Raw genomic sequence first — 18,972 nt, forward strand, 5'->3', positions numbered from 1 at the left:
AACGGTGAAATATGGATCGTGAATACTGTGAAATCGAGGCCTTCTATGACGGTGACTGTCCGCTCTGCCTGCGGGAAGTCAACCTGCTGAAGCGTTTCGATCGCCGCCACAAGATTCACTTCACTGATATTGCTGCAGAGGACTTTGATCCAGCAGTTTATGGGAAAACGCAGGCTGAATTTATGGATGAGATGCACGGACGTCTCCCCGACGGTACCTGGATCAGTGGAGTTGAAGTATTTCGTCGTCTCTACTCGGCAATTGGTTGTCGCTGGCTCGTGGCTCCGACCCGCTTGCCGGGCATCTCACACAGTCTCAATTATCTCTACAGACATTTCGCCCGTTACAGGTTAAAATTAACAGGGCGCTGTCAGCAGGGGCAGTGTACAGTGAAGCCGTCTCAAGATAAGGTTCATTCATGAAAATTGCCATCATTGGTAGCGGCATTTCCGGTTTGACGGCTGCCTGGTTTCTGCATCGACAGCACGATGTCACGATCTTCGAAGCGAATAACTACATCGGCGGACACACCAACACGATCGAAGTCGATCTGGAGGGGGAGGAACATCCCGTCGACACCGGGTTCATTGTTTTTAACCACCAGACCTACCCGAACTTCACCCGCATGCTGGACCGACTGGAAATCACTTCACAGCCGACCAGGATGAGTTTCAGTATGAAGTGTGAACGAACCGGGCTCGAATACCGGGGCGCCGATCTGAATGGCTTTTTCGCTCAGCGAAAGAATCTGTTCAACCCTCGCTTCTTTAAACTCCTGAGTGATATTTTTCGTTTCAACAAACAATCGCTGGCCCTGCTTGAATCGGATAACGATACCCTGACGGTCGGCGAATACCTCATGCGTGAGAACTACTCCCGCGAATTCATCGATCAGTACTTTCTCCCCATGGGGTCGGCGATCTGGTCCTGCCCGGTAGGCACTTTCGAACAGTTTCCCATTCGCTTCATCGTGGAGTTCTATCGCAACCATGGCATCCTGGCGATCCGGGAACTGCCTGAGTGGCGTGTGGTTTGTGGCGGTTCACACCAATATGTCAAAGCGATCACCGCCGACTTTCGAGAGTCAATCCGTCTGCAGACCCCAATTCGCGCTGTCAGGCGTCTCTCGAAAGGTGTGGAAGTAACTCCGGTCAATGGTGCTCCTGAAGAGTTCGATCACGTGATTTTCGCCTGCCACAGTGATCAGGCTTTGAAAATCCTCGGAAGCGACGTACATCCGGTCGAACGCGAACTGCTCTCCGCATTCCCCTATGAACCGAATATTGCCCAGCTGCATACCGACACAAGCGTTCTGCCCCGCAGTGAACGTGCCTGGGCCTGTTGGAATTACTTCATGCCCCGCGGCGAGAATCGCAAAGCAACAATTACCTACAACATGAATCAGCTGCAGAGCCTCGACTCGCAGCATACGTTCTGTGTGACACTCAATGGTGAAGAGCGGGTCGATTCTTCCAGGGTCATTCGTCGTATCGAGTATGCCCACCCCATCTTTACGATCGAACGGGCTGAGACCCAGCGGCGTCACGCGGAAGTGATCAATCAGCGAAATACATCGTTTTGTGGTGCCTACTGGGGCAACGGATTTCACGAGGATGGCGTTAACAGTGCCCTGGCGGTCTGCCGAACTTTACTGGAAACAGAAGACATATGGAAAGCGGAATCTACACCGGCTGGGTTCGACACAGACGACTTAAACCCGTCGAACACAGCTTTCGCAATCGAATCTTCCTGATGTACCTTGATCTGGATGAACTCGATTCCGTGTTCGAGGGACGCTGGTGCTGGTCTACCCGTCGTCCGGCTCTGGCCCGGTTTCGCAGAGCCGATCATCTGGGCGATCCAACCCAACCACTGGGAGAATCGATTCGCAACTTTGTGGCAGAGCAGGGCTATTCCCGACCCGAGGGGCCGATTCGCCTGCTCACGCATTTGCGGTATTTCGGATTTGTGATGAACCCGGTCTCTTTCTACTACTGTTTTAATCGTGCAGGCACAGACTGGGAAACCGTCGTCGCGGAAGTGAACAACACGCCCTGGGGAGAACGGCACTGTTATGTGATTTCGCGGAAACAACTGGAAGCAAACGGGGACGATCAATTGATGCAGAAGGTTTTTCATGTTTCTCCCTTCATGCCTCTGGATATGCAGTATGGCTGGAAACTGACAGAGCCCCAGCAAAAGCTGACCGTTCATATCGATAACTATCGTGAAAGTGAAAAAGTATTTGACGTAACGATGCAACTGGAACGTCGGGAGATCACAACCCGTAACCTGTGGCAGGTCCTGCTGACTTATCCGCTGATGACCTGGTACGTGTTTGCGGCGATCTACTGGCAGGCACTCCGCCTGTGGTGGAAGAAGGTTCCCTTTTATCCCCATCCCAGACATCTCTCGGCCACAGACAATCAAATTACAGGCACAGAGCCCAACGCGAGGACCTCATGAGTACCATCAACGAATCCCCCGAGCTGACCTGGAACGCAACTGCGTCTGCCGGTCTCATGGACACGACCTGCCGCACACTGTTATTAAAGAAATTACAGTCAATGCAGCACGGCCGGATAACCCTCATCGATGGAGAGCAGGAGCAGCATTTCGGCGATCCGGATGCCGGCTTACGAGCCGTTGTCCTGGTGCAGAATCCCCGCTTCTACCGTCGGGCTGTCCTCGAGGGAGGCCTGGGCATTGCACAATCATTGATCGACGGTGACTGGTCCTGTCAGAATCTGACGGCACTGGTGCGGATCTTCATTCGCAACCTGGAAGTCACCGATCGCTTTGAATGGGGGATGGCCTGGTTCCGACAATGTGCCGCCCGGCTGGGGCACTGGCTCAGAAGAAATACACGCCTCGGAGCGGCCCGCAACATTCATGCACACTACGATCTGGGGAATGATTTTTACCGGCTCTTCCTGGATGAAACCATGAGCTATTCCTGTGGTGTCTTCGAACAGGAGACCGACACCATGCAGGAAGCCTCTTTGAATAAGCTGGACCGCGTCTGCCGGAATCTCAATCTGAAACCGGGCGATCATCTGCTGGAGATTGGCACGGGCTGGGGAGGGCTGGCCGTGCATGCCGCTCAGTATTATGGCTGTCGGGTGACGACCACTACCATTTCACAGGAGCAGTATAATCTGGCGGCCGAACGAGTTGATGCCGCCGGACTCACGGATCGCGTAACACTGCTGCTGAAAGACTACCGCGATCTGGAAGGACAGTACGATAAACTGGTTTCGATCGAAATGATTGAAGCAGTCGGTGCCGAGTTCTTCGAGACGTATTTTCAGAAGTGCTCAGACCTGCTCAAGCCGGATGGCATGATGTTGCTGCAGGGAATCGTAATCAAGGATCAGCGGTTCAAAGAATATCTCAAAAGCGTGGATTTCATCCGCCGCTACATATTCCCGGGAGGCTGTCTCCCTTCCGTGGCTGCGATCCTGGAAACAACATCGCGGGTAACCGATTTCCGACTCCTGCAACTGGAAGACATCGCTCCCCACTATGCCCAGACACTGCGCTGCTGGCGGGAAGCCTTTCATGAGCGGATCGACGCGGTCCGCGCGCAAGGCTATTCCGAATCATTCATTCGCATGTGGGATTATTATTTCTGTTACTGCGAAGCCGCTTTCGAGGAGCGTCAGTGTAACACGGTACAGATGCTGCTTGCTAAGCCGTCCTGCCGTTTCGATCCTGTACGTCATCATGCACTTCGCGACTTGACCAAAGAAGCTGAGGAGGTGCTCGCTTGAATCCCTGGTGGATGATTCTGATCGGCGGGGCAGGCATGTCTGCTGTAATGGGAGTTCTCTGGTTGCTCCAGAAGCGAACCGGGGATGCAGGCATCGTTGATGTCGCCTGGGGCATGGGCGTCGGCTTGCTCAGTCTGTTTTTTGTCTGGGGAAGTGTGGAAGGCGATTTGACCAGGCGGATCATTGTCGCGACGTTGGCTCTGCTCTGGTCTTTAAGACTCAGTGGTTACATACTCTATCGCGTCTTAACCATGCCCGAAGACGGGCGTTATCAGACCCTCAAAGAGAAATGGGGAACCGCCGCCCAGGGAAAACTTTTCTGGTTCTATCAACTCCAGGCAGTCGGCAGTCTGCTGTTTGCCCTGCCGATGTTGTTGGCAGCCCAGAGTATGGCTCCGCTGGGATTTCTTGATTATATTGGAATCGTGATCTGGTTTGCTGCTATCTCAGGGGAACTCATTGCCGATCAGCAGCTGTCCCGATTTCGTTCAGATCCGCACCAGACGGGGCAGGTCTGTCAGCGCGGACTCTGGCACTATTCCCGGCACCCGAATTACTTTTTTGAATGGCTGCACTGGTGGGCCTACGTCTGTCTGGCCATCCAGTCGCCCTGGGGCTGGCTGACAATTCTCGGTCCAATCCTGATGCTGCATTTCATCCTCAATGTGACGGGAATTCCTCCTACGGAAGCCCAGGCCATCAAGAGCCGGGGCGAAGCCTATCGCGAATATCAGCGGACCACGAGTGCCTTCTTTCCCTGGCCTCCTAAATCAAAACAGGTGACAACATGAAAACTGACATGCTGGTGAATCTGGCCATTGAATGTGTGGAGCGGGGCTGGGTTCCCGACAGTCTGGTCCGACGTGCCATTCGTAGACTCTGCAGCAAACGGCTCGATAGCCTGGATGGGGGGAGTCCTGCCGCGGATGCAGAGAATCGACGTGCTTTCGTCGAGGCTGCCCTGCAGAGCCCGATTGCCCTGGTTCCGGAAAAGGCGAACGAACAACATTACGAAGTGCCTGCCGCGTTTTATGAGCAGGTGCTCGGAGCGCGGCGAAAGTATAGCTGTTGTTACTGGCCGGAAGGAGTGACGACCCTCGACGAAGCCGAGGTCGCCGCTTTGAAAGAGAGCTGCCTGCATGCAGAGCTTGAAGATGGCATGCAGATCCTGGAACTGGGCTGCGGCTGGGGCTCGTTGACGCTCTGGATCGCTGAGCATTATCCTCAAAGTCATATCACCGCTGTTTCGAATTCTCATTCTCAACGGGTTGCGATCGAACAAATGGCGCGGGAAAGAGGCTATGCAGACCGCGTGAATGTGATCACTGCAGACATGAACGATTTCGAACCCGATCAAAAGTTCGACCGCGTGGTCTCAGTAGAGATGTTCGAACACATGCGGAATTATGCCCGCCTGTTAAATCGCATTTCCGACTGGCTGGTCGACGATGGAAAACTCTTCGTACATATTTTCTGCCATCGAAACTATGTCTACGAATTCAGTGACAAGAATGCAGACGACTGGATGGCCCGGCACTTCTTTACCGGGGGGATCATGCCCGCCGATGACTGGTTTTCCCACTTCCAGCAAGACATGCAGGTCGAACAGCAGTGGCGCTGGAACGGTCGTCACTATCAGCTGACGTCTGAAGCCTGGCTGGAGAATCTGGACCAGCGCAGCGCTAAAGTCCTGCCGATCCTGGCAGAAACTTATGGGACACAGCAGGCTCACCGCTGGTGGATGCGCTGGCGTCTGTTTTTCCTCGCGGTCGCGGAACTGTTCGGCTACCAGTCCGGTGAAGAGTGGTATGTCTCACACTATCTGCTGAGTAAAACGAAGGTGAAGCATGATACCCCGTCACTTCCTGACAAAGTGACGGAACATTCTCTGCATTAAAACAGGGATATTATTCGCCCTCTGTGGACATCCCCTGCAGATCTTCTCTGACTTGGGGAAGTTCCTGCAGACAACGTTGCATTTCGATGGAGAGTTCATCGATCAATGCATCAATGTTTTCCAGGTGGTCCTCTGTGCCTGTTTGCTCGATTTCCTGTGACAACTGTTGCAGGGAGGCTGCACACAGAATACTGGTAGCTCCCTTGAGCGAGTGCGCTGCTTCAGCCACGCCTCGCGCATTGCCCTGATCTGCATACTCGCGAATATGTGCCACACGTGTTTCACCTGAGCTTTCCAGTTCCTCCACCAACGATTCAATCAGTTCCAGATTGCCGCAGCAAAGCTCAATCAATGCAGCTGTATCTATGACGCGGTCACTGTCGATTTCGCGATCAGAAGAGACGACCGTTTCAGTTTTCGCAGATATCGTATGCTGGTGTGATGCTTTCCTGGCAAGGTACTGATCGAGCAGCTTTCTGAGCTGCGCTTTCTGCACGGGTTTACTGATGTAGTCATCCATGCCGGCTTCCAGGCAGCGTTCCCGGTCTCCTTTGATCGCATTCGCAGTGAGTGCCACAATGGGGAGGTGCCCTTCAAGCTCCCCTTGCTGTTCCATTTCACGAATTTGGCGAGTGGCTTCCAGCCCGTCCAGTTCCGGCATCTGACAGTCCATCAGTACCAGATCGTAATTGTGTTGTTTGACTGCTTCGATTGCTTCCAGTCCATTGACCGCTGTATGGCAGAGGCACCCGAACTGCTTCATCAACTCGGTGACATACATCTGGTTGATGTTGTTGTCCTCGGCCAGCAGAACCGTCGTTGCCGACAGAAATGCGTGTGCTTCCGCCTCCTGATGCGCATCGAGATCCTGTATGCGAGGCAGGCAGGACTCCTGTTGATACAGATTGCAGAGTACCTCATACAGCTTGTGTCGATTCAGTGGTTTGTGCAACAGGGCAGCAGCGCCACTCTCCTGCAGTTCGCTGGCGTTAAGATGTGTTTCCGGCGAACGTGAGATCAGAATGACCCTGGGATCTGAGTCCTTGAGTTCGTGGGCCAGAACCCTGCCACTCAGGTCCGGCAGTTCCAGATCGGTCATCACCAGGTCAATGATCTCTTGGTTGTCGTGTGCCCGTTCCAGAATCGAAAGGGCTTCCGCGACAGATACGGCGAGGTCTGTTTTAAGTCCCCATTCTTTGGCGAAATCGTGCAGGATCTGCAGGCACTTTTGATTGTCGTCGACGATCAGGACCCGTTTCCCAGCCAGCGGTGAGCGAATCGGGAGTGCCACCGAAGTGGGCGAGATGATTTCAAAGGGAATCTCAAACCAGAAGGTCGAACCTGCGCCTTCCTGGCTTTCGATACCAATTGAACCCCCCATTAATTCGACCAGGTTGCGGGAGATGACCAGCCCCAGACCACTGCCGCCATAATTGCGTGTGGTCGAAGCATCGACCTGCGTAAATGACTGGAAAAGGCGGTCCATTTTATCTTCAGAGATACCAATCCCCGTATCACTCACGGTGAAGCGGATTGTGATCTGTTGGGGCTCCTGTTCGATGGCTTCCGCACGCACGGAAACTTCACCTGTTTCAGTAAACTTGATTGCGTTGCCAACAAGGTTCACCAGTACCTGCCGTAGTCGATAACTGTCTCCCTTAAGAATCAGTCGCGTGGCTGGATCAATAGAACAGGGAAGCTCCAGACCTTTCTCAGCAGCCCGCCAGACCATGGTGCTCATGGTGTCCATCAGCAGCTTTTCGACGTCGAACTGATGCAGATCCAGGTCCAGTTTGCCGGCTTCGATTTTGGAGAAGTCGAGAATATCATTGATCAGGCCCAGCAGCGACTCACCACTGTTCCGGCAGGCATCGACGAAGTCCTGCTGCTGCCGGTTCAGGTTTGTACCGGCCAGTAATTCTGTCATGCCGATCACTCCATTGAGTGGCGTACGCAACTCGTGACTCATATTGGCCAGGAAATCACTCTTGGCCCGGCTCGCTTCTTCCGCGGCCTGTTTGGCGTCTTTCAGTTTTTCTTCGGTCTCTTTCTGCGCGGTGGCATCCAAAACGAAACAGAGACAGAGATCCTCCGCTTCATCCAGGCGCGTCATACCCAATACTACGGGAACGCGACTGCCATCTTTACGGTAGTATTCTTTTTCGATCGGTTTTGCTGCACCGGTTTCCAGCATTTCCTGCAACACTTCCTGGTCGCGCTGCTGCCATTCTGTCGGCGTCAGCTCCTGGCAGTTGATCAGCCCGGCTTCCAGGTCGTCGGCAGTATAACCCAGAATGCGGAGCAGTTCGTCATTCGCCTGTTCGACACTGCCGTCAAAGCGACAGGTCATGATTCCCAGGATATCGGCCTGTCTCAATTTGCTGAACTGAGAATTGGCCATTCGCAGGGCGAACTCCGACTGTTTACGGGCCGTCACATCGACCTGGGTGGCGATGAAGTTCAGCAGGATGTCATCGTCATCGAGCACCGGATCGATCTTGAGTTCGATCCAGTACTCGCGTCCGTCGCGATCGTAATTCACAATTTCCGTCGCGATGCTTTCTTTTTTCTGCAGGCTGTCTCTGATGCTGGTAATCGTATCTGAGTTCGCTTCCGGACCACGTAAAATATCACAGAGGTGCTGTTCCATCACCTCGTTGAGCGTGTAACCACTCAGCGAGGTAAAGGCATCATTGACCCATTCAATATTACCCTGGGCGTCGGAGATGATCACCGAATGCTTGGTTTTACTGGCAACCAGAGACAGTTTTTTGACCTTCTGGTGATACATCTGCAATGCTTTATCGGCTTCTTTTCGCCCCTGGATATTCTCGATCAGGAAGATGAAGTGCCGTGGTTCTCCAGTTGGCAGACGGACCAGTGAAACGGTCATGTTCGTCCAGACGACCGCTTGATCCTGTGTAAGATATCGTTTTTCAACCGAGTAGGAATCGATTTCACCTGCCAGTAATTTTGCGATCTGGACCAGGTCTGCTTTCAGATCGTCCGGGTGAGTCAGGTTCTGCCAGTTCTTTTCCAGCAGTTCCTGATCTGTGTATCCCAGCAGATCGCATAGTCCTTGATTGAACCGCAGCCAGCGACCATCGGGAGACACGTGGGCGATTCCCATCGCGACCTGCTCAAAGGTGCTGCGATAGTTCTGCTCACTTTCGGAAAGGGCATTTCTCTGGATCTGTTGTTCTGTGAAATCATGGCAGACGCCGACAAACAGTTTCGGCTCACCAATATCATCAAAGACCGCATGCCCCTGAGCATAGATGTAATGTACCGATCCATCCCGGTAAATCACGCGATATTCACAACTGTATGGAGTGCCGGTATCGACGCTGTTATTAAAACAGGTTTCGACACGTTCCCTGTCAGCGGGATGCAGCCGTTTGCTGAAATCTTCGTAGTGCAGTTCCGTTTCCTCGGCAGGAACATCGAACATCTCCCGCGTCTGCCGGTCCCAGTTGAGCAGGTTGGTTTTCAGATCGAGCTCCCAGACGCCGATCTGTCCTGCTTCCAGCGCATAATCCAACCGTTCCTGGCTCTCCTGCAGCTTCGTACCTAACAGCGCCGCGGAAGGAAGTTTGAGTGCCTCGGGAATCAGACGGATTAATACGAAGACCGTAATCCAGGAGACGATCGCGGTACTGGCCTTAATCAACCCGGAGAAACGGTAAACGGGCCACCAGAAGATGCTCGCCTCAATCAGGTGTCCAAATCCGCAGAACAGAATGAAAGCGGCAAACAGCCAGATAGTTCGTGGGAAGGGGAGATCTTTGCGCTGCAACAGGAAGTAGAGCAGCATGACCGGAATTGTGAAATAGGCACCGAAAATGGCAATGTCAGACAGGATATGCAGCCAGCCCACATCACTCGACCAGGTACCACAATACCAGCGCTGCGGGTAATCGTTGGTGTCGAACAGTTTCGAGAAAAACGTAACCGGCCCTTCGGCTTGCAGCTCTGGTTTGGCAGCTGCTTGCGCACAATGACCGCCAGAGCAACTTTTTGCAGTCGCGGGTGCGGATGTTTCGGCAGCGATTGCAGAGGCCATCATCCCCGGCAGCAGTAAACACAACAGGCAGATAAGCCAGAGTTTTCTGGCGCGAACTTTGAGTACAGTATCCGGACGCATAATCTAATCTCATACTGGAAAGAGAAGAGCCAGCGATTCTAAAGTGCCAGACAAAATCGCTGCAGGCAGGTGATCGGATCTCCACGGAACGTATCGACGACCATTGAAATCTAGGTCAGGAAGTTTGCAGGTGAGTGAAAAACCGCAGGCTTCCCTCAAGTTGCAGGGAAATTCCTCACGCTGTGGAAGGCGGTAGAATCCTTATGACCGTTGCAGAGAATCGAGCCAGCAGAAAGAGAAGGTTCGTTCCTGACCGGTCAGATCAAAGCTGGATCAAGCAGTAATGCTGTTATTCGAGTGGTTTCAACTCCCCTTGTGGAGACGGATTTACAGTTCGGTTGGTCTCCTCAATCAACTGCTGTTCAATCTCTTTAATTCGCAGCTCAAATGACTGCATTTGTTCTGGTTCCTCTTTGATCTCCGCTTGGATACGAGCCACTTCCTGCAGGGGTTCCAGCAGGTTGAGCAGAGCCTGAGATCGTTTCTGGTAATCCTTCTTTTCTGCCTTGATCACAGAGGGCAGGGCAGCCAGATAGACCATTGTCACAACCAGCAGGGCGATCAGGCTGGAATGTCTCAGCAGGAGAGTTCCCTCTTGCCAGATCTGCGAATCCGAGGCATTCGACAAACGTGACCGGCGCAGGAGAGACCAACTGAGTAGAATTGACAGAGACAGCAGGACGGCGAGCCCTTCTCCATGATGAGACGTCCACTGCGGATAAATCCAGATCCATGTGGGGATCTGTTTTTGCGGTTGCCGGTTCCAGACGGCCAGCGCGAGAAATGGATTCTCATCAGCCACGGAAATATCACCGCCGAACCAGGTTTGTATTTCTGCAGGATTCAGTGAGCCTCGGAAGACCATAGAACCGGCGGGAACGATCAATAGAGTGACCAGGAAAACGAGACCACAGACAGTCAACTTGCGACGTGCAGACCACCCGGGGGAACATAAAAAACGAATCACGATGAAGACCGCCGTTCCATAAAGAACGGCGAGCAGCAGTGAAACCGGGATGAACAATGCAAGGGAAGCGTGTAGCCAGGACTGTTCCACAATTGTCTGCAGGGGTCTATATTGAAAACAGATCAGGACAGGAATCAAGAGAACCAGCAGCAGCGAAATTAATGGGATCCAGGTAATCTTTCCTCGCTTACGGATCATTCGTAGAGAAAAGGTTAATATCAGAATCAGACTGACCCAACCGAGCGTCAGCAGCAGGATGTTCCAGACACGTTCCGGAAGGGCATCCGCCGGGATTACTCCCCAGAGAAACAGGCTCAGGCCCACTCCAGAAAACCAGGCAACCAGGGTTCGCCACCAGCCCGGTCGAGACGCGGTACCTGTTTCACACCAGCCAGCCCAACGAGCAGTCAACACCAGCAACAGTGAGAGTAGAAACAACAAGAGAATAAAAGGTTGACTGAGTTCAGTCAGCGTTGTTGCGAGGGGCGCCTCGAATGCGGGTTGTGTGTCCTGCTGGGCATGATAACGGTCCAGGGCTTCCATAAAGATATTTCGCTGCAGCCACGCCTGATGCAGATCCTGCTTCAGTTTAACAGCTTCCTCAGGAGTGAACGACTCCGGATGTGTCTGCAACACCTGGAATGAATGTCCCAGTCCCAAAGTGCGGAAGCTGTATTTAAAGAATGTCAGTTCATACAGATTGTCACGGCCCTGCAACTGCTCTGCGATTCGCAATTCACGGTCTGCATTCCGTATCACTGAGGCGTACTTTTTTTGCAGCAGATCGGATTTGCAGGAATTGTCCAACCAGCGTAGCAGTCGAATGGCAATCATTTCAGCGGGATAAATGGCATTCCGCCCTTCTGCAGCTTTGATCTGCTCGCCCCGCGGGAGTGATGTCTGTTCTAAAAAGGCCAGGGTCGCCGACCAGGTAATCGCCCCCACGTTCAGGCTTGTTTTTTTCTGTCCTGCCTCCAGTCGTTGTTCAGCCTGTGCATAGATTTTGGGGTTCGTGATTTTCAGAGTCAGACGATATTCGTCATCCCAGACCGGTTCGGCGGACTGCTGATAGAACCTGATCGCTGCCAGGTAGTCGTAGAGTGCATTCTCCGGATCATGGGCCGCACACTCCTCCAGCAGCGACAGCCAGTCCTCGGTGGACGGTTCCCACTCTGATTCATCGCTCAGCACAAACAGCAGTAACGCGCGCTGTCTCCAGAAATCGACATCTTCCGGGGCAAGTTGTGTGGCGATCGCAGCCTGTTTCAGACAGGCAGCGCGACACAGAGCCTGATATTCTGCTTCTGCCCGATCTCTGAGTTCAAACAGGTTTCCAGAAAGTTCCCTCGCGTCTTCAGTCGTTAAGATGTCCCGCTTGAGGAACTCATACTGCGGCTCGGTGAGCATCCAGGCTGCCCCCAGCGCGACCTGGGCGTCGGTCCGGGTTGCGGGGATTTGCTCAACCTGCTGCAACCAGTATTGCGCCTGTTCCTCGGGAAGTTCCTCGCTGACTGACGTCGTTTGCCCCAGCAGACGCCAGGCTTCCGCTTTCCAGTCATGCCACAGCGAATGCCAACCTGAAGGGGACCCGCTGACGACAATAGCCAGACGCAGGCCGAGCACCACGATGACCAGGCACAAGATCAGCCGGGGCCACTTTGATTTTCCTTGCCGGTCTGTTTCCACTGAAACGCTTTGCATATCGAAAGACTAACGTCTGCAATAGCAGAGAGGATCAACGGGTTCTTACTGTTTTCCCCGTGATTTCAGGATTTCTTCAATCAATGTCAGTTTCTGCTGCTGGTATTTAAGCACGCGCCCATCACCATAAAGACTGAGCAGTGAAATAGGAAACGCAATCAGAGCACAGACGGCCATCCAGAGTGGAACCCAACCCGGAAACAGATGCAGGCTGAAAATGCCTGCAGACACGAATGCCATGATCAGGTGACTGCGGACGCGTAGTTGCTGAATGCGAATCTGCTTCCGAACCTGTGGTGCCACTCGTGCCGGGTTCTTTCCGGCCAGTTTCTGTTCAATGTCAATTTCCATCCGGATCACTTCATCCTTCCTGGAAGAGTCCATTTAAGTCCAGGCTTCAGCCTGTTCCCTACGCTGACATCGATACTGCATGCCCAGCAGGACAAAACCGATGATGGGCAGCACGATGTCCGTGTAAAAAATCAGCCCGGCATTTCCGGGGGCGAAGTTATGGGCTGTGATCATCTGGTAGATATGGCCACCCGCAGCGCCCAGTAGAAACATCGACGGCCCGACCACCGCGGCGGCCCGCATGCCCAGACTGCCACGGAATGCCAGAAAGCCCACCACAGCATAACCCAGGCTGGCGGTCCCCACTTCAAACTGAAACGGACTCTGGGACCACCCGATGAAACTGGCTGCCATCTCGCCGAAGAACGAATGCATGATGAAGTTATAGAAGAAAGAACAGCCTATGGAAAAGAATAGAAACCAGGCAAACAGGGACTCAACAATGTTCGCTCGTGACAATGGTCGCGGTTTTCTCAAGAGAGAAAATCCGGAAACGATCAGCCCCAGGATCAGAAAGGTGAGAGTAAAATTTTCCATGACAAATTGAATCAGCTTACCCATAGATCACTCTCTGTTGGAGAAAGTTGTGATAATCACATTAGTTTACATCGTCTCAGCATTTATACAGTTGTTATCTATCGGCTATTCTATTAGGGTTGCTAAGCATCAGCCCGGTTTTTGAGAAATCAAAAGCGATTTCGCAGGATTCAGGCACAGAGGAATGTAACTGATAATGCGAACTAAGCATAAAGATCACAGTTACTTAAGAAAAATTTATTCAATCTGGTTGAAAAACGAAGAGGAAGCCACGAGGAAGCCCCCCGAGTTTGTTAACCGCGTGCAGGCTGCATTGAAGCCCGCCGGGTGAGAACTCATAAAACAGGGGGGAACATACAATATGACAAACAGTGTAGTCTGTAAATTTGGTGGAAGTTCCGTAGCGAACGCTACTCAAATCGAAAAAGTCCGTCGCATTGTCGCCGACAATCCCCAACGACGGTTTGTGGTGGTCTCGGCTCCGGGGCGAGTCCAGAAAAACGAAGAAAAGATCACCGATCATCTGCTCAATATCGCGACCCGGGGGCAGCATTTTCGCGACTCCCGCAAGTCGATCTCCGCAACCGAGAGCAAACAGGCGGTCATCGATCGTTTCAGTGGCATCATCTCTGATCTGGAGATCGAAGGCAAAGACCTGATCGAGTCGCTGAAAACCGATCTGGAGCCCAACCTGGATGGCGACAAACGGATCGCGTTCCTTGCTTCGCGGGGCGAGCACTACAATGCCCGCATCATCGCGCGGTATTTTCAGAGAAAAGGCATGGAAGCCCGCGCCTGTCTGCCGGAAGAATTTGGCTTCCTGGTGACCGACAGTTACCTGGATGCCAAAGTCGAAGAGCCCGCCTACGATAACATTGCGGTTCTCGATCAGGAAGAGACTGACATGGTCACCGTCATCCCCGGTTTCTACGGCGTGACCGAAGCAGGAGAGATCGCTGTCTTCTCCCGAGGCGGTTCCGATCTGACCGGAGGCGAAATTGCCTACGCGATCGATGGCGACAAGTACGAGAACTGGACCGACGTGAGCGGCGTGCTCGAGTCTGACCCTCGCATCATCTCTGCCGCCCGGGCGATTCCCCGCCTGACGTTCAAAGAAATTCGTCTGCTCTCCTCCAAGGGAGTCAACGTTTTTCACCTGGACGCGATGCTCAACTGCCGGAAACGCAAAATCCCGATTCATGTTCGCAATACAAATCAGCCCGAAGCCGCTGGTACGCAGATTCTCAACGAGCGTGTGCCGGAAGAGGGCGTGGTCGGCATCGCCCGGCTGGACAACATGGCTTATATCTACCTGGAAAAGGACATGCTCTGCGAAGAGGTTGGCTTCACCGCGACATTATTAAAGATCTTCCAGAGCTACGGGATCAACACCTACCATTATCCGACGGATAAAGACGACATCGCTGTTCTGGTCAAACAGGATGACCTGAAAGGAAGCATCAACGACTTGCGGCGGGCAATTGAAAAACAGCTCAAGCCCGATTTTATGGACGTGGTCTACAATCTGTCGGTCATCACACCGGTCGGCCTGGGGCTCAAACGCAACTCCTATCCGCTGGTCGATGCGATCAACGCGCTGGGTGAGCACCATATCCCGATCGAAATGATCGATCAGAGTCCCTCACAGATCTGTTTCCATATCGGCGTCAGTCAGGCCGTCGCCGACGATGCCTTGAACATTCTGTATCGGGTCCTGATTAACGACACCCGCGCCTGAGTCTGAGGCCGGTCTGCCTGCTTCAATATCCCGGAGGGAACTGGCCCTTCAGGGCTTCCGCCACCATTCATTCAGCACCTGATCGTTAAACTCGTAGCGCACACGGCCTGCAAAGGCCCGCGCTTCGGGACTGCGATCGTTGTGGATCAGCAGAGCAATGAGAACAGCGGCGTGCTGATAGAAGGATCGATTAAAGTCGCTGTTATACCAGAAGCGGGACTGTTGATGGAGATGCCGAGGCAGATTCGTATGAGAGGGACGCTGGTGCAGGAAGTTCAGTGCCGACAAATGGATTTCCAGTGTGTGCTCGGGATCAATATATTTCCCGCACACCTGATATTCACCCGCGCGAATTAATGACGATTCAGCATAGGGATAACATTTGAAAGCCAGATCCGGGTCTTGCTCGTCCAGTGTGAAAAACAGGGAGGCCGTCTGTTGTACTTCGTCCAGTTTGCGATTGATTTTAGTAAACTCAGCAAACTCGTTAACGTCACCCTCTCCGTTCAGCAGTTTTGCTTTTGCCAGATCACGGAAATCCTTGAGCTTCTGCAGAGCAGGGGGATATTTTGCTCCCAGTTCGATCCATTTTCTCAATACGGATGATCGACGAATCTCAGGTAACGATTCATTCTGATGAAACCAGACATGCTTGGCCAGTGCTGCCGCATAGCGACCCGCACGCCGGTCAGCCTGGGCTTCTCTGAGAACTTTCCGCGACGACCAATCGTCGGGAGGCTGCCAGTTCTCGAAATCATCTGCGGAAGTGTCGGTCATGCTCACGTTCCTCGCAATACAGGTCAGGGTTCTACCTGGATCAGTTTACCATAAATGGACTGAAAGTACTCCACCGGATATCCCCGAAGGCAATTCGGGATCCTCCAGGGCGACAGGAAATTGTCAGGGCAGACAGATAAATCAGCAAGACAAATCAAACCCTTTAGAAGTAGAGAGGCCATATGTTGGCCTGCCTGATGAGTAATGAAACAGTTTTTCGTTACTGGAACTTTTGTTTATGTTACACTTACAGCCAAGCCATAGTGACCTTTCTCTGTCCACTTCGATAATTCAAGAGTCAGAACATGATCTTCTCACGAAATCTAATTCTTTTAACCTTCATGTTTGTATTACTTGCAGCGCCTGCAATCGAGTCGAGTGAGCAGAAGGAGAATGCACAGAAGGACAAGCCCTTTAGTATCCCGGATAAAATTAAAAAGAAACAGGTTGGTAAGTGGGAAGCTTCGAAAGCCATGTTACTTCGGTCTGGTAAGCAGCCGGCGGTTGTTATCAATGCGAAAAGAACGAATTACGAATTAAGTGATGGTTCAGAAAAATTTACGACACCAGTGAAAGTATTCTCCGATTCAGAATCAGGGAGTGTCTGGGCGGGACGCGAACAGGTTGGATACCTGGAAACTGATAATAAAATTCTGGGTTTTCAGATCATCGAATATATGATTTTTTGGTCTGAAAGTAGCCTGAATCATGACCCGAAATCGACTTCACCTGATATTACCAATCGTTTCGAGAAAGATATCACGGGCGGCTCTTTTTACCTGGATATGGACGCAGCTAATGAAGGACAGACAAATCTGAAAGATGTGATCAAAAACCCAGAAATGTGTTCCAGGGGTTCTGGAGGTTCGACCCCCATTGTGACAGGATTTCAATGGGACAAAAATTTATTAAAGCTTAGGTTAATAGACCAGACAAAACAGTATGAAGCGACTGTATGGATTGACATGAAGTCCCGAAAGGCTAAGAAAGCCGAGGAGAAACGGACTAAGTATGGTGAAAAGATATTCCAGGAGCAAGTAGAGGCAGCAAGAGTGAGAGCGGACAAAATGGCAAAAGAGAAAAATAATCAATAACAGAGTTCAGCATGCCTGTCGTTCACAAGCATCCCTGATTCGAAAATGATTAATGTGAGTTTCTGGTTCCGCACGTAGCAGGTCAGGGTTCTACCTGGATCAGTTTACCATAAATGGACTGAAACGTAATCCAGCCGTTGATCCGGCCGATGTTATTGCCGATCTGGAAGCGTTTGCCCTGTATGGCTTTGATCAGATGCAGGTACTGACTGCCATTCACTTTACAGAGCACGATGTCTCCCTTCTGGAGCTCATCTTCCAGAACGGGGGCGACCGTGCAGAGTTGCCCGGATTCGATTTTCCCTTTCATGGAATTACCCCGTGGACGGAAAGAGACGGTCTCACCTGCCTGCAGTTGTTCAATGTAGTGTGTGGCCCAGCCGATGGGAGGCTCTCCTTTATTACAGCCTGGTCTGCAGGTCAGACACCGCTTACAGGTGGAACTGTGATTGATCTGCTTTTTCTGATACGTCCCCGGTCCGGTATCCCGAGATCATTAATCCATTGGACAATTTTAATGAGCTCTGGTTCGCTCAGACAATGAAAATCAAACTGCACCCGGATGTAGAGGTGGTCTCGCCACTGTGAGCGGAGATAGTGTATGCGTGCTGCAGGCTGACTTTCCAGCGTGATCAGCAGCAGGTCGGTCCCATTGTGTACCCAGAAATCAAACTCGTCGCCGGTTTCAATCTGGTCCGGAATCTGATGCACCGGTTCGATTCTCAAGCGTCCCGCCTGAAATTCTCCCGCGCCATAAACGTGGCTGAATCTCCACCATTCTTTTTTTCGGATCCGCGCTCGCACGCTCATCTGTTTCTCTGTGAATTATGTTGCATGTTGCCGGTTTCAAAAGACCGGTTGCACATTCTCTGCGATTTCAATGCCGCCATCAGAAATGATGGTAACGTCGGCCTCTGCGTCATAGATGACGTAGTGACCGTCGGCATTGAGTTTCACCTCCAGGTTTGCAGGAGACCATTCCACTGGACCACAGATATGGACCGGGCTGAATGTGAGTTGCAGATTCCCTATTACATCTGTCTTTTCCACTCGGATAGTGAGACTGCGGTGGCTGTCCGTGAGATTGTAAAGACGGGCACGACCGCCGTGCCAGCGATGCAGCAGGGTCGGAAAGTGCCGCAGTATAGGATGGGATCTGAGCGATTCATTGTCGTATTTCGTATCAGGAAGTGTCATGGATCCCGCTGCTAATACGGCCACGAAGGTGGCACTGTTCCGGCCAGGGCGGAATCGAGGGCTTTGTGGAAGTCGGCATTATCCCACTCTTTGCGGGCCTTTTCTGCGATGCTCCGCGCTTCTTCCCGACGGTCATTGACTACCAGCAGGGCGACCAGGATGGCGGTCTGGTTCGAGAAATGCTTATCGGAGAACTCCAGAATGCCAGGGCCGATCTGTGGGTTTTTAGCTAACTGCTGATTGGCTTCTCTTGTGCGAACCAGTAGCTGGTAAGATTTTTCCGGTTCCAGATACTCGCCACAGATTTTGTACTCTTTCGCTTTGAGCAGTGCCGGCTGAGCCAGCCTGTATGCAAGTTTTACCTTTTCGGGATGCTCTTTGTGGAGCAGTAAAAACGTATCGACCGTCATGTTGTTTTGATCGAGCGTGCGGTTCAGAGCTTCCAGTTCCTGGAATGAAGTCGCGACATCCTTTCCATCCAGCACCTGTTTTGTAGTCTGGTCACGTATCTCTTTCAGTTTTTCCAGTGCGGGGGGATAGACCTGAGTCAATTGATCCCAGTAAGCCAGAGCAAAAGAGAGCCGGACCCCTGTGAGCGCGGAATTATGTTTGAGTGCGTTCTCATGGAACCAGACGTGTTTGGCGAGAGCGGTCTGGTAGTCTTTCGCCTGCACATCACTGCGGATGCTTTGCAGAATCTCCTGCGGATTGGGATTCTGCGGTGGCTGCCAGTCCGCTGCGGGGACCGTTACGGGAATCAGGCACATTAATACGAAAAGCATCAGTTTCATGGGAC

17 protein-coding genes are annotated in these 18,972 nt (G+C 52.3%); 8 read left to right on the forward strand and 9 right to left on the reverse strand.

Translation table 11 applies throughout. The features are described 5' to 3' along the window. The first annotated feature begins 11 nt into the window (after positions 1 to 11). From RID21_RS05665 to RID21_RS05690, 6 genes are read left to right on the forward strand one after another with little or no spacing between them, the layout of a single operon-like run. Positions 12 to 422: a thiol-disulfide oxidoreductase DCC family protein gene (locus RID21_RS05665; RefSeq protein WP_350187632.1), complete on the forward strand. Its 411-nt coding sequence runs from the start codon at positions 12 to 14 to the stop codon at positions 420 to 422. Then, positions 419 to 1,753 (forward strand): NAD(P)/FAD-dependent oxidoreductase, encoded by a 1,335-nt coding sequence (locus tag RID21_RS05670; RefSeq protein WP_350187633.1) that lies wholly within the window; start codon positions 419 to 421, stop codon positions 1,751 to 1,753. Before RID21_RS05665 ends, RID21_RS05670 begins: the two co-directional genes overlap by 4 nt. Beyond that, positions 1,669 to 2,466, forward strand: a complete 798-nt coding sequence (locus RID21_RS05675; protein WP_350187635.1) for a DUF1365 domain-containing protein — start codon at positions 1,669 to 1,671, stop codon at positions 2,464 to 2,466. Before RID21_RS05670 ends, RID21_RS05675 begins: the two co-directional genes overlap by 85 nt. Further along, positions 2,463 to 3,773 carry a class I SAM-dependent methyltransferase gene (locus tag RID21_RS05680; RefSeq protein WP_350187637.1) on the forward strand — a complete coding sequence of 437 codons (1,311 nt, stop codon included), beginning with the start codon at positions 2,463 to 2,465 and terminating at the stop codon, positions 3,771 to 3,773. The genes RID21_RS05675 and RID21_RS05680 overlap by 4 nt, the downstream gene beginning before the upstream one ends. Continuing rightward, positions 3,770 to 4,564 carry a DUF1295 domain-containing protein gene (locus RID21_RS05685; RefSeq protein ID WP_350187638.1) on the forward strand — a complete coding sequence of 265 codons (795 nt, stop codon included), beginning with the start codon at positions 3,770 to 3,772 and terminating at the stop codon, positions 4,562 to 4,564. Before RID21_RS05680 ends, RID21_RS05685 begins: the two co-directional genes overlap by 4 nt. Beyond that, positions 4,561 to 5,670, forward strand: a complete 1,110-nt coding sequence (locus RID21_RS05690; RefSeq protein WP_350187640.1) for an SAM-dependent methyltransferase — start codon at positions 4,561 to 4,563, stop codon at positions 5,668 to 5,670. The genes RID21_RS05685 and RID21_RS05690 overlap by 4 nt, the downstream gene beginning before the upstream one ends. Before the next feature lie 10 nt (positions 5,671 to 5,680). On the opposite strand, the gene RID21_RS05695 is transcribed toward RID21_RS05690, so the two are convergent. The 4 genes from RID21_RS05695 to RID21_RS05710 form a co-directional block, all read right to left on the reverse strand. Further along, positions 5,681 to 9,814 carry a PAS domain S-box protein gene (locus tag RID21_RS05695; RefSeq protein ID WP_350187641.1) on the reverse strand — a complete coding sequence of 1,378 codons (4,134 nt, stop codon included), beginning with the start codon at positions 9,812 to 9,814 and terminating at the stop codon, positions 5,681 to 5,683. A 289-nt stretch (positions 9,815 to 10,103) separates the two neighbouring features. After that, the gene (locus RID21_RS05700) at positions 10,104 to 12,482 is read right to left on the reverse strand and encodes a hypothetical protein (RefSeq protein WP_350187643.1); all 2,379 of its coding nucleotides are present in this window, start codon (positions 12,480 to 12,482) and stop codon (positions 10,104 to 10,106) included. Positions 12,483 to 12,527: 45 nt separating this feature from the next. Next, positions 12,528 to 12,866, reverse strand: a complete 339-nt coding sequence (locus RID21_RS05705) for a hypothetical protein (protein WP_350187645.1) — start codon at positions 12,864 to 12,866, stop codon at positions 12,528 to 12,530. Beyond that, positions 12,867 to 13,394: a DUF6790 family protein gene (locus RID21_RS05710; protein WP_350187646.1), complete on the reverse strand. Its 528-nt coding sequence runs from the start codon at positions 13,392 to 13,394 to the stop codon at positions 12,867 to 12,869. Between the two features lie 337 nt (positions 13,395 to 13,731). Between RID21_RS05710 and RID21_RS05715 the strand changes: the two genes are divergently transcribed. Continuing rightward, positions 13,732 to 15,108 (forward strand): aspartate kinase, encoded by a 1,377-nt coding sequence (locus tag RID21_RS05715; RefSeq protein ID WP_350187648.1) that lies wholly within the window; start codon positions 13,732 to 13,734, stop codon positions 15,106 to 15,108. Positions 15,109 to 15,156: 48 nt separating this feature from the next. Here the strand turns inward: RID21_RS05715 and RID21_RS05720 are convergent, their stop codons facing one another. Next, the gene (locus tag RID21_RS05720; RefSeq protein WP_350187650.1) at positions 15,157 to 15,885 is read right to left on the reverse strand and encodes a hypothetical protein; all 729 of its coding nucleotides are present in this window, start codon (positions 15,883 to 15,885) and stop codon (positions 15,157 to 15,159) included. Positions 15,886 to 16,190: 305 nt separating this feature from the next. Here RID21_RS05720 and RID21_RS05725 point away from each other — a divergent pair, with 305 nt between their 5' ends. Beyond that, positions 16,191 to 16,979 carry a hypothetical protein gene (locus RID21_RS05725; protein ID WP_350187651.1) on the forward strand — a complete coding sequence of 263 codons (789 nt, stop codon included), beginning with the start codon at positions 16,191 to 16,193 and terminating at the stop codon, positions 16,977 to 16,979. 82 nt (positions 16,980 to 17,061) lie between these two features. Here the strand turns inward: RID21_RS05725 and RID21_RS30690 are convergent, their stop codons facing one another. The 4 genes from RID21_RS30690 to RID21_RS05745 all read right to left on the reverse strand — a co-directional run bounded on the left by RID21_RS30690 (position 17,062) and on the right by RID21_RS05745 (position 18,967). Then, complete coding sequence (locus RID21_RS30690) at positions 17,062 to 17,289, reverse strand: hypothetical protein (RefSeq protein WP_145232550.1); 228 nt, start codon at positions 17,287 to 17,289, stop codon at positions 17,062 to 17,064. 110 nt (positions 17,290 to 17,399) lie between these two features. Beyond that, positions 17,400 to 17,789, reverse strand: coding sequence for a hypothetical protein (locus tag RID21_RS05735; protein ID WP_350187653.1), 390 nt, complete (start codon positions 17,787 to 17,789; stop codon positions 17,400 to 17,402). 36 nt (positions 17,790 to 17,825) lie between these two features. Next, the gene (locus RID21_RS05740; RefSeq protein WP_350187654.1) at positions 17,826 to 18,176 is read right to left on the reverse strand and encodes a hypothetical protein; all 351 of its coding nucleotides are present in this window, start codon (positions 18,174 to 18,176) and stop codon (positions 17,826 to 17,828) included. A gap of 11 nt (positions 18,177 to 18,187) precedes the next feature. Beyond that, complete coding sequence (locus RID21_RS05745; protein ID WP_350187655.1) at positions 18,188 to 18,967, reverse strand: hypothetical protein; 780 nt, start codon at positions 18,965 to 18,967, stop codon at positions 18,188 to 18,190. Positions 18,968 to 18,972 lie beyond the last annotated feature (5 nt).

Origin of the sequence: Gimesia sp. (assembly GCF_040219335.1) — a bacterium.
Lineage (GTDB): Bacteria > Planctomycetota > Planctomycetia > Planctomycetales > Planctomycetaceae > Gimesia.

What these genes read in the sequence shown, in the direction of transcription:
- RID21_RS05665 (WP_350187632.1), top strand. Translation starts at nt 12, where the DNA reads ATGGATCGTGAATACTGTGAAATCGAGGCCTTCTATGACGGTGACTGT.
- RID21_RS05670 (WP_350187633.1), top strand. Translation starts at nt 419, where the DNA reads ATGAAAATTGCCATCATTGGTAGCGGCATTTCCGGTTTGACGGCTGCC.
- RID21_RS05675 (WP_350187635.1), top strand. Translation starts at nt 1,669, where the DNA reads ATGGAAAGCGGAATCTACACCGGCTGGGTTCGACACAGACGACTTAAA.
- RID21_RS05680 (WP_350187637.1), top strand. Translation starts at nt 2,463, where the DNA reads ATGAGTACCATCAACGAATCCCCCGAGCTGACCTGGAACGCAACTGCG.
- RID21_RS05690 (WP_350187640.1), top strand. Translation starts at nt 4,561, where the DNA reads ATGAAAACTGACATGCTGGTGAATCTGGCCATTGAATGTGTGGAGCGG.
- RID21_RS05695 (WP_350187641.1), bottom strand. Translation starts at nt 9,814, where the DNA reads ATGCGTCCGGATACTGTACTCAAAGTTCGCGCCAGAAAACTCTGGCTT.
- RID21_RS05700 (WP_350187643.1), bottom strand. Translation starts at nt 12,482, where the DNA reads ATGCAAAGCGTTTCAGTGGAAACAGACCGGCAAGGAAAATCAAAGTGG.
- RID21_RS05705 (WP_350187645.1), bottom strand. Translation starts at nt 12,866, where the DNA reads ATGGACTCTTCCAGGAAGGATGAAGTGATCCGGATGGAAATTGACATT.
- RID21_RS05710 (WP_350187646.1), bottom strand. Translation starts at nt 13,394, where the DNA reads ATGGGTAAGCTGATTCAATTTGTCATGGAAAATTTTACTCTCACCTTT.
- RID21_RS05715 (WP_350187648.1), top strand. Translation starts at nt 13,732, where the DNA reads ATGACAAACAGTGTAGTCTGTAAATTTGGTGGAAGTTCCGTAGCGAAC.
- RID21_RS05720 (WP_350187650.1), bottom strand. Translation starts at nt 15,885, where the DNA reads ATGACCGACACTTCCGCAGATGATTTCGAGAACTGGCAGCCTCCCGAC.
- RID21_RS05725 (WP_350187651.1), top strand. Translation starts at nt 16,191, where the DNA reads ATGATCTTCTCACGAAATCTAATTCTTTTAACCTTCATGTTTGTATTA.
- RID21_RS30690 (WP_145232550.1), bottom strand. Translation starts at nt 17,289, where the DNA reads ATGAAAGGGAAAATCGAATCCGGGCAACTCTGCACGGTCGCCCCCGTT.
- RID21_RS05735 (WP_350187653.1), bottom strand. Translation starts at nt 17,789, where the DNA reads ATGAGCGTGCGAGCGCGGATCCGAAAAAAAGAATGGTGGAGATTCAGC.
- RID21_RS05740 (WP_350187654.1), bottom strand. Translation starts at nt 18,176, where the DNA reads ATGACACTTCCTGATACGAAATACGACAATGAATCGCTCAGATCCCAT.
- RID21_RS05745 (WP_350187655.1), bottom strand. Translation starts at nt 18,967, where the DNA reads ATGAAACTGATGCTTTTCGTATTAATGTGCCTGATTCCCGTAACGGTC.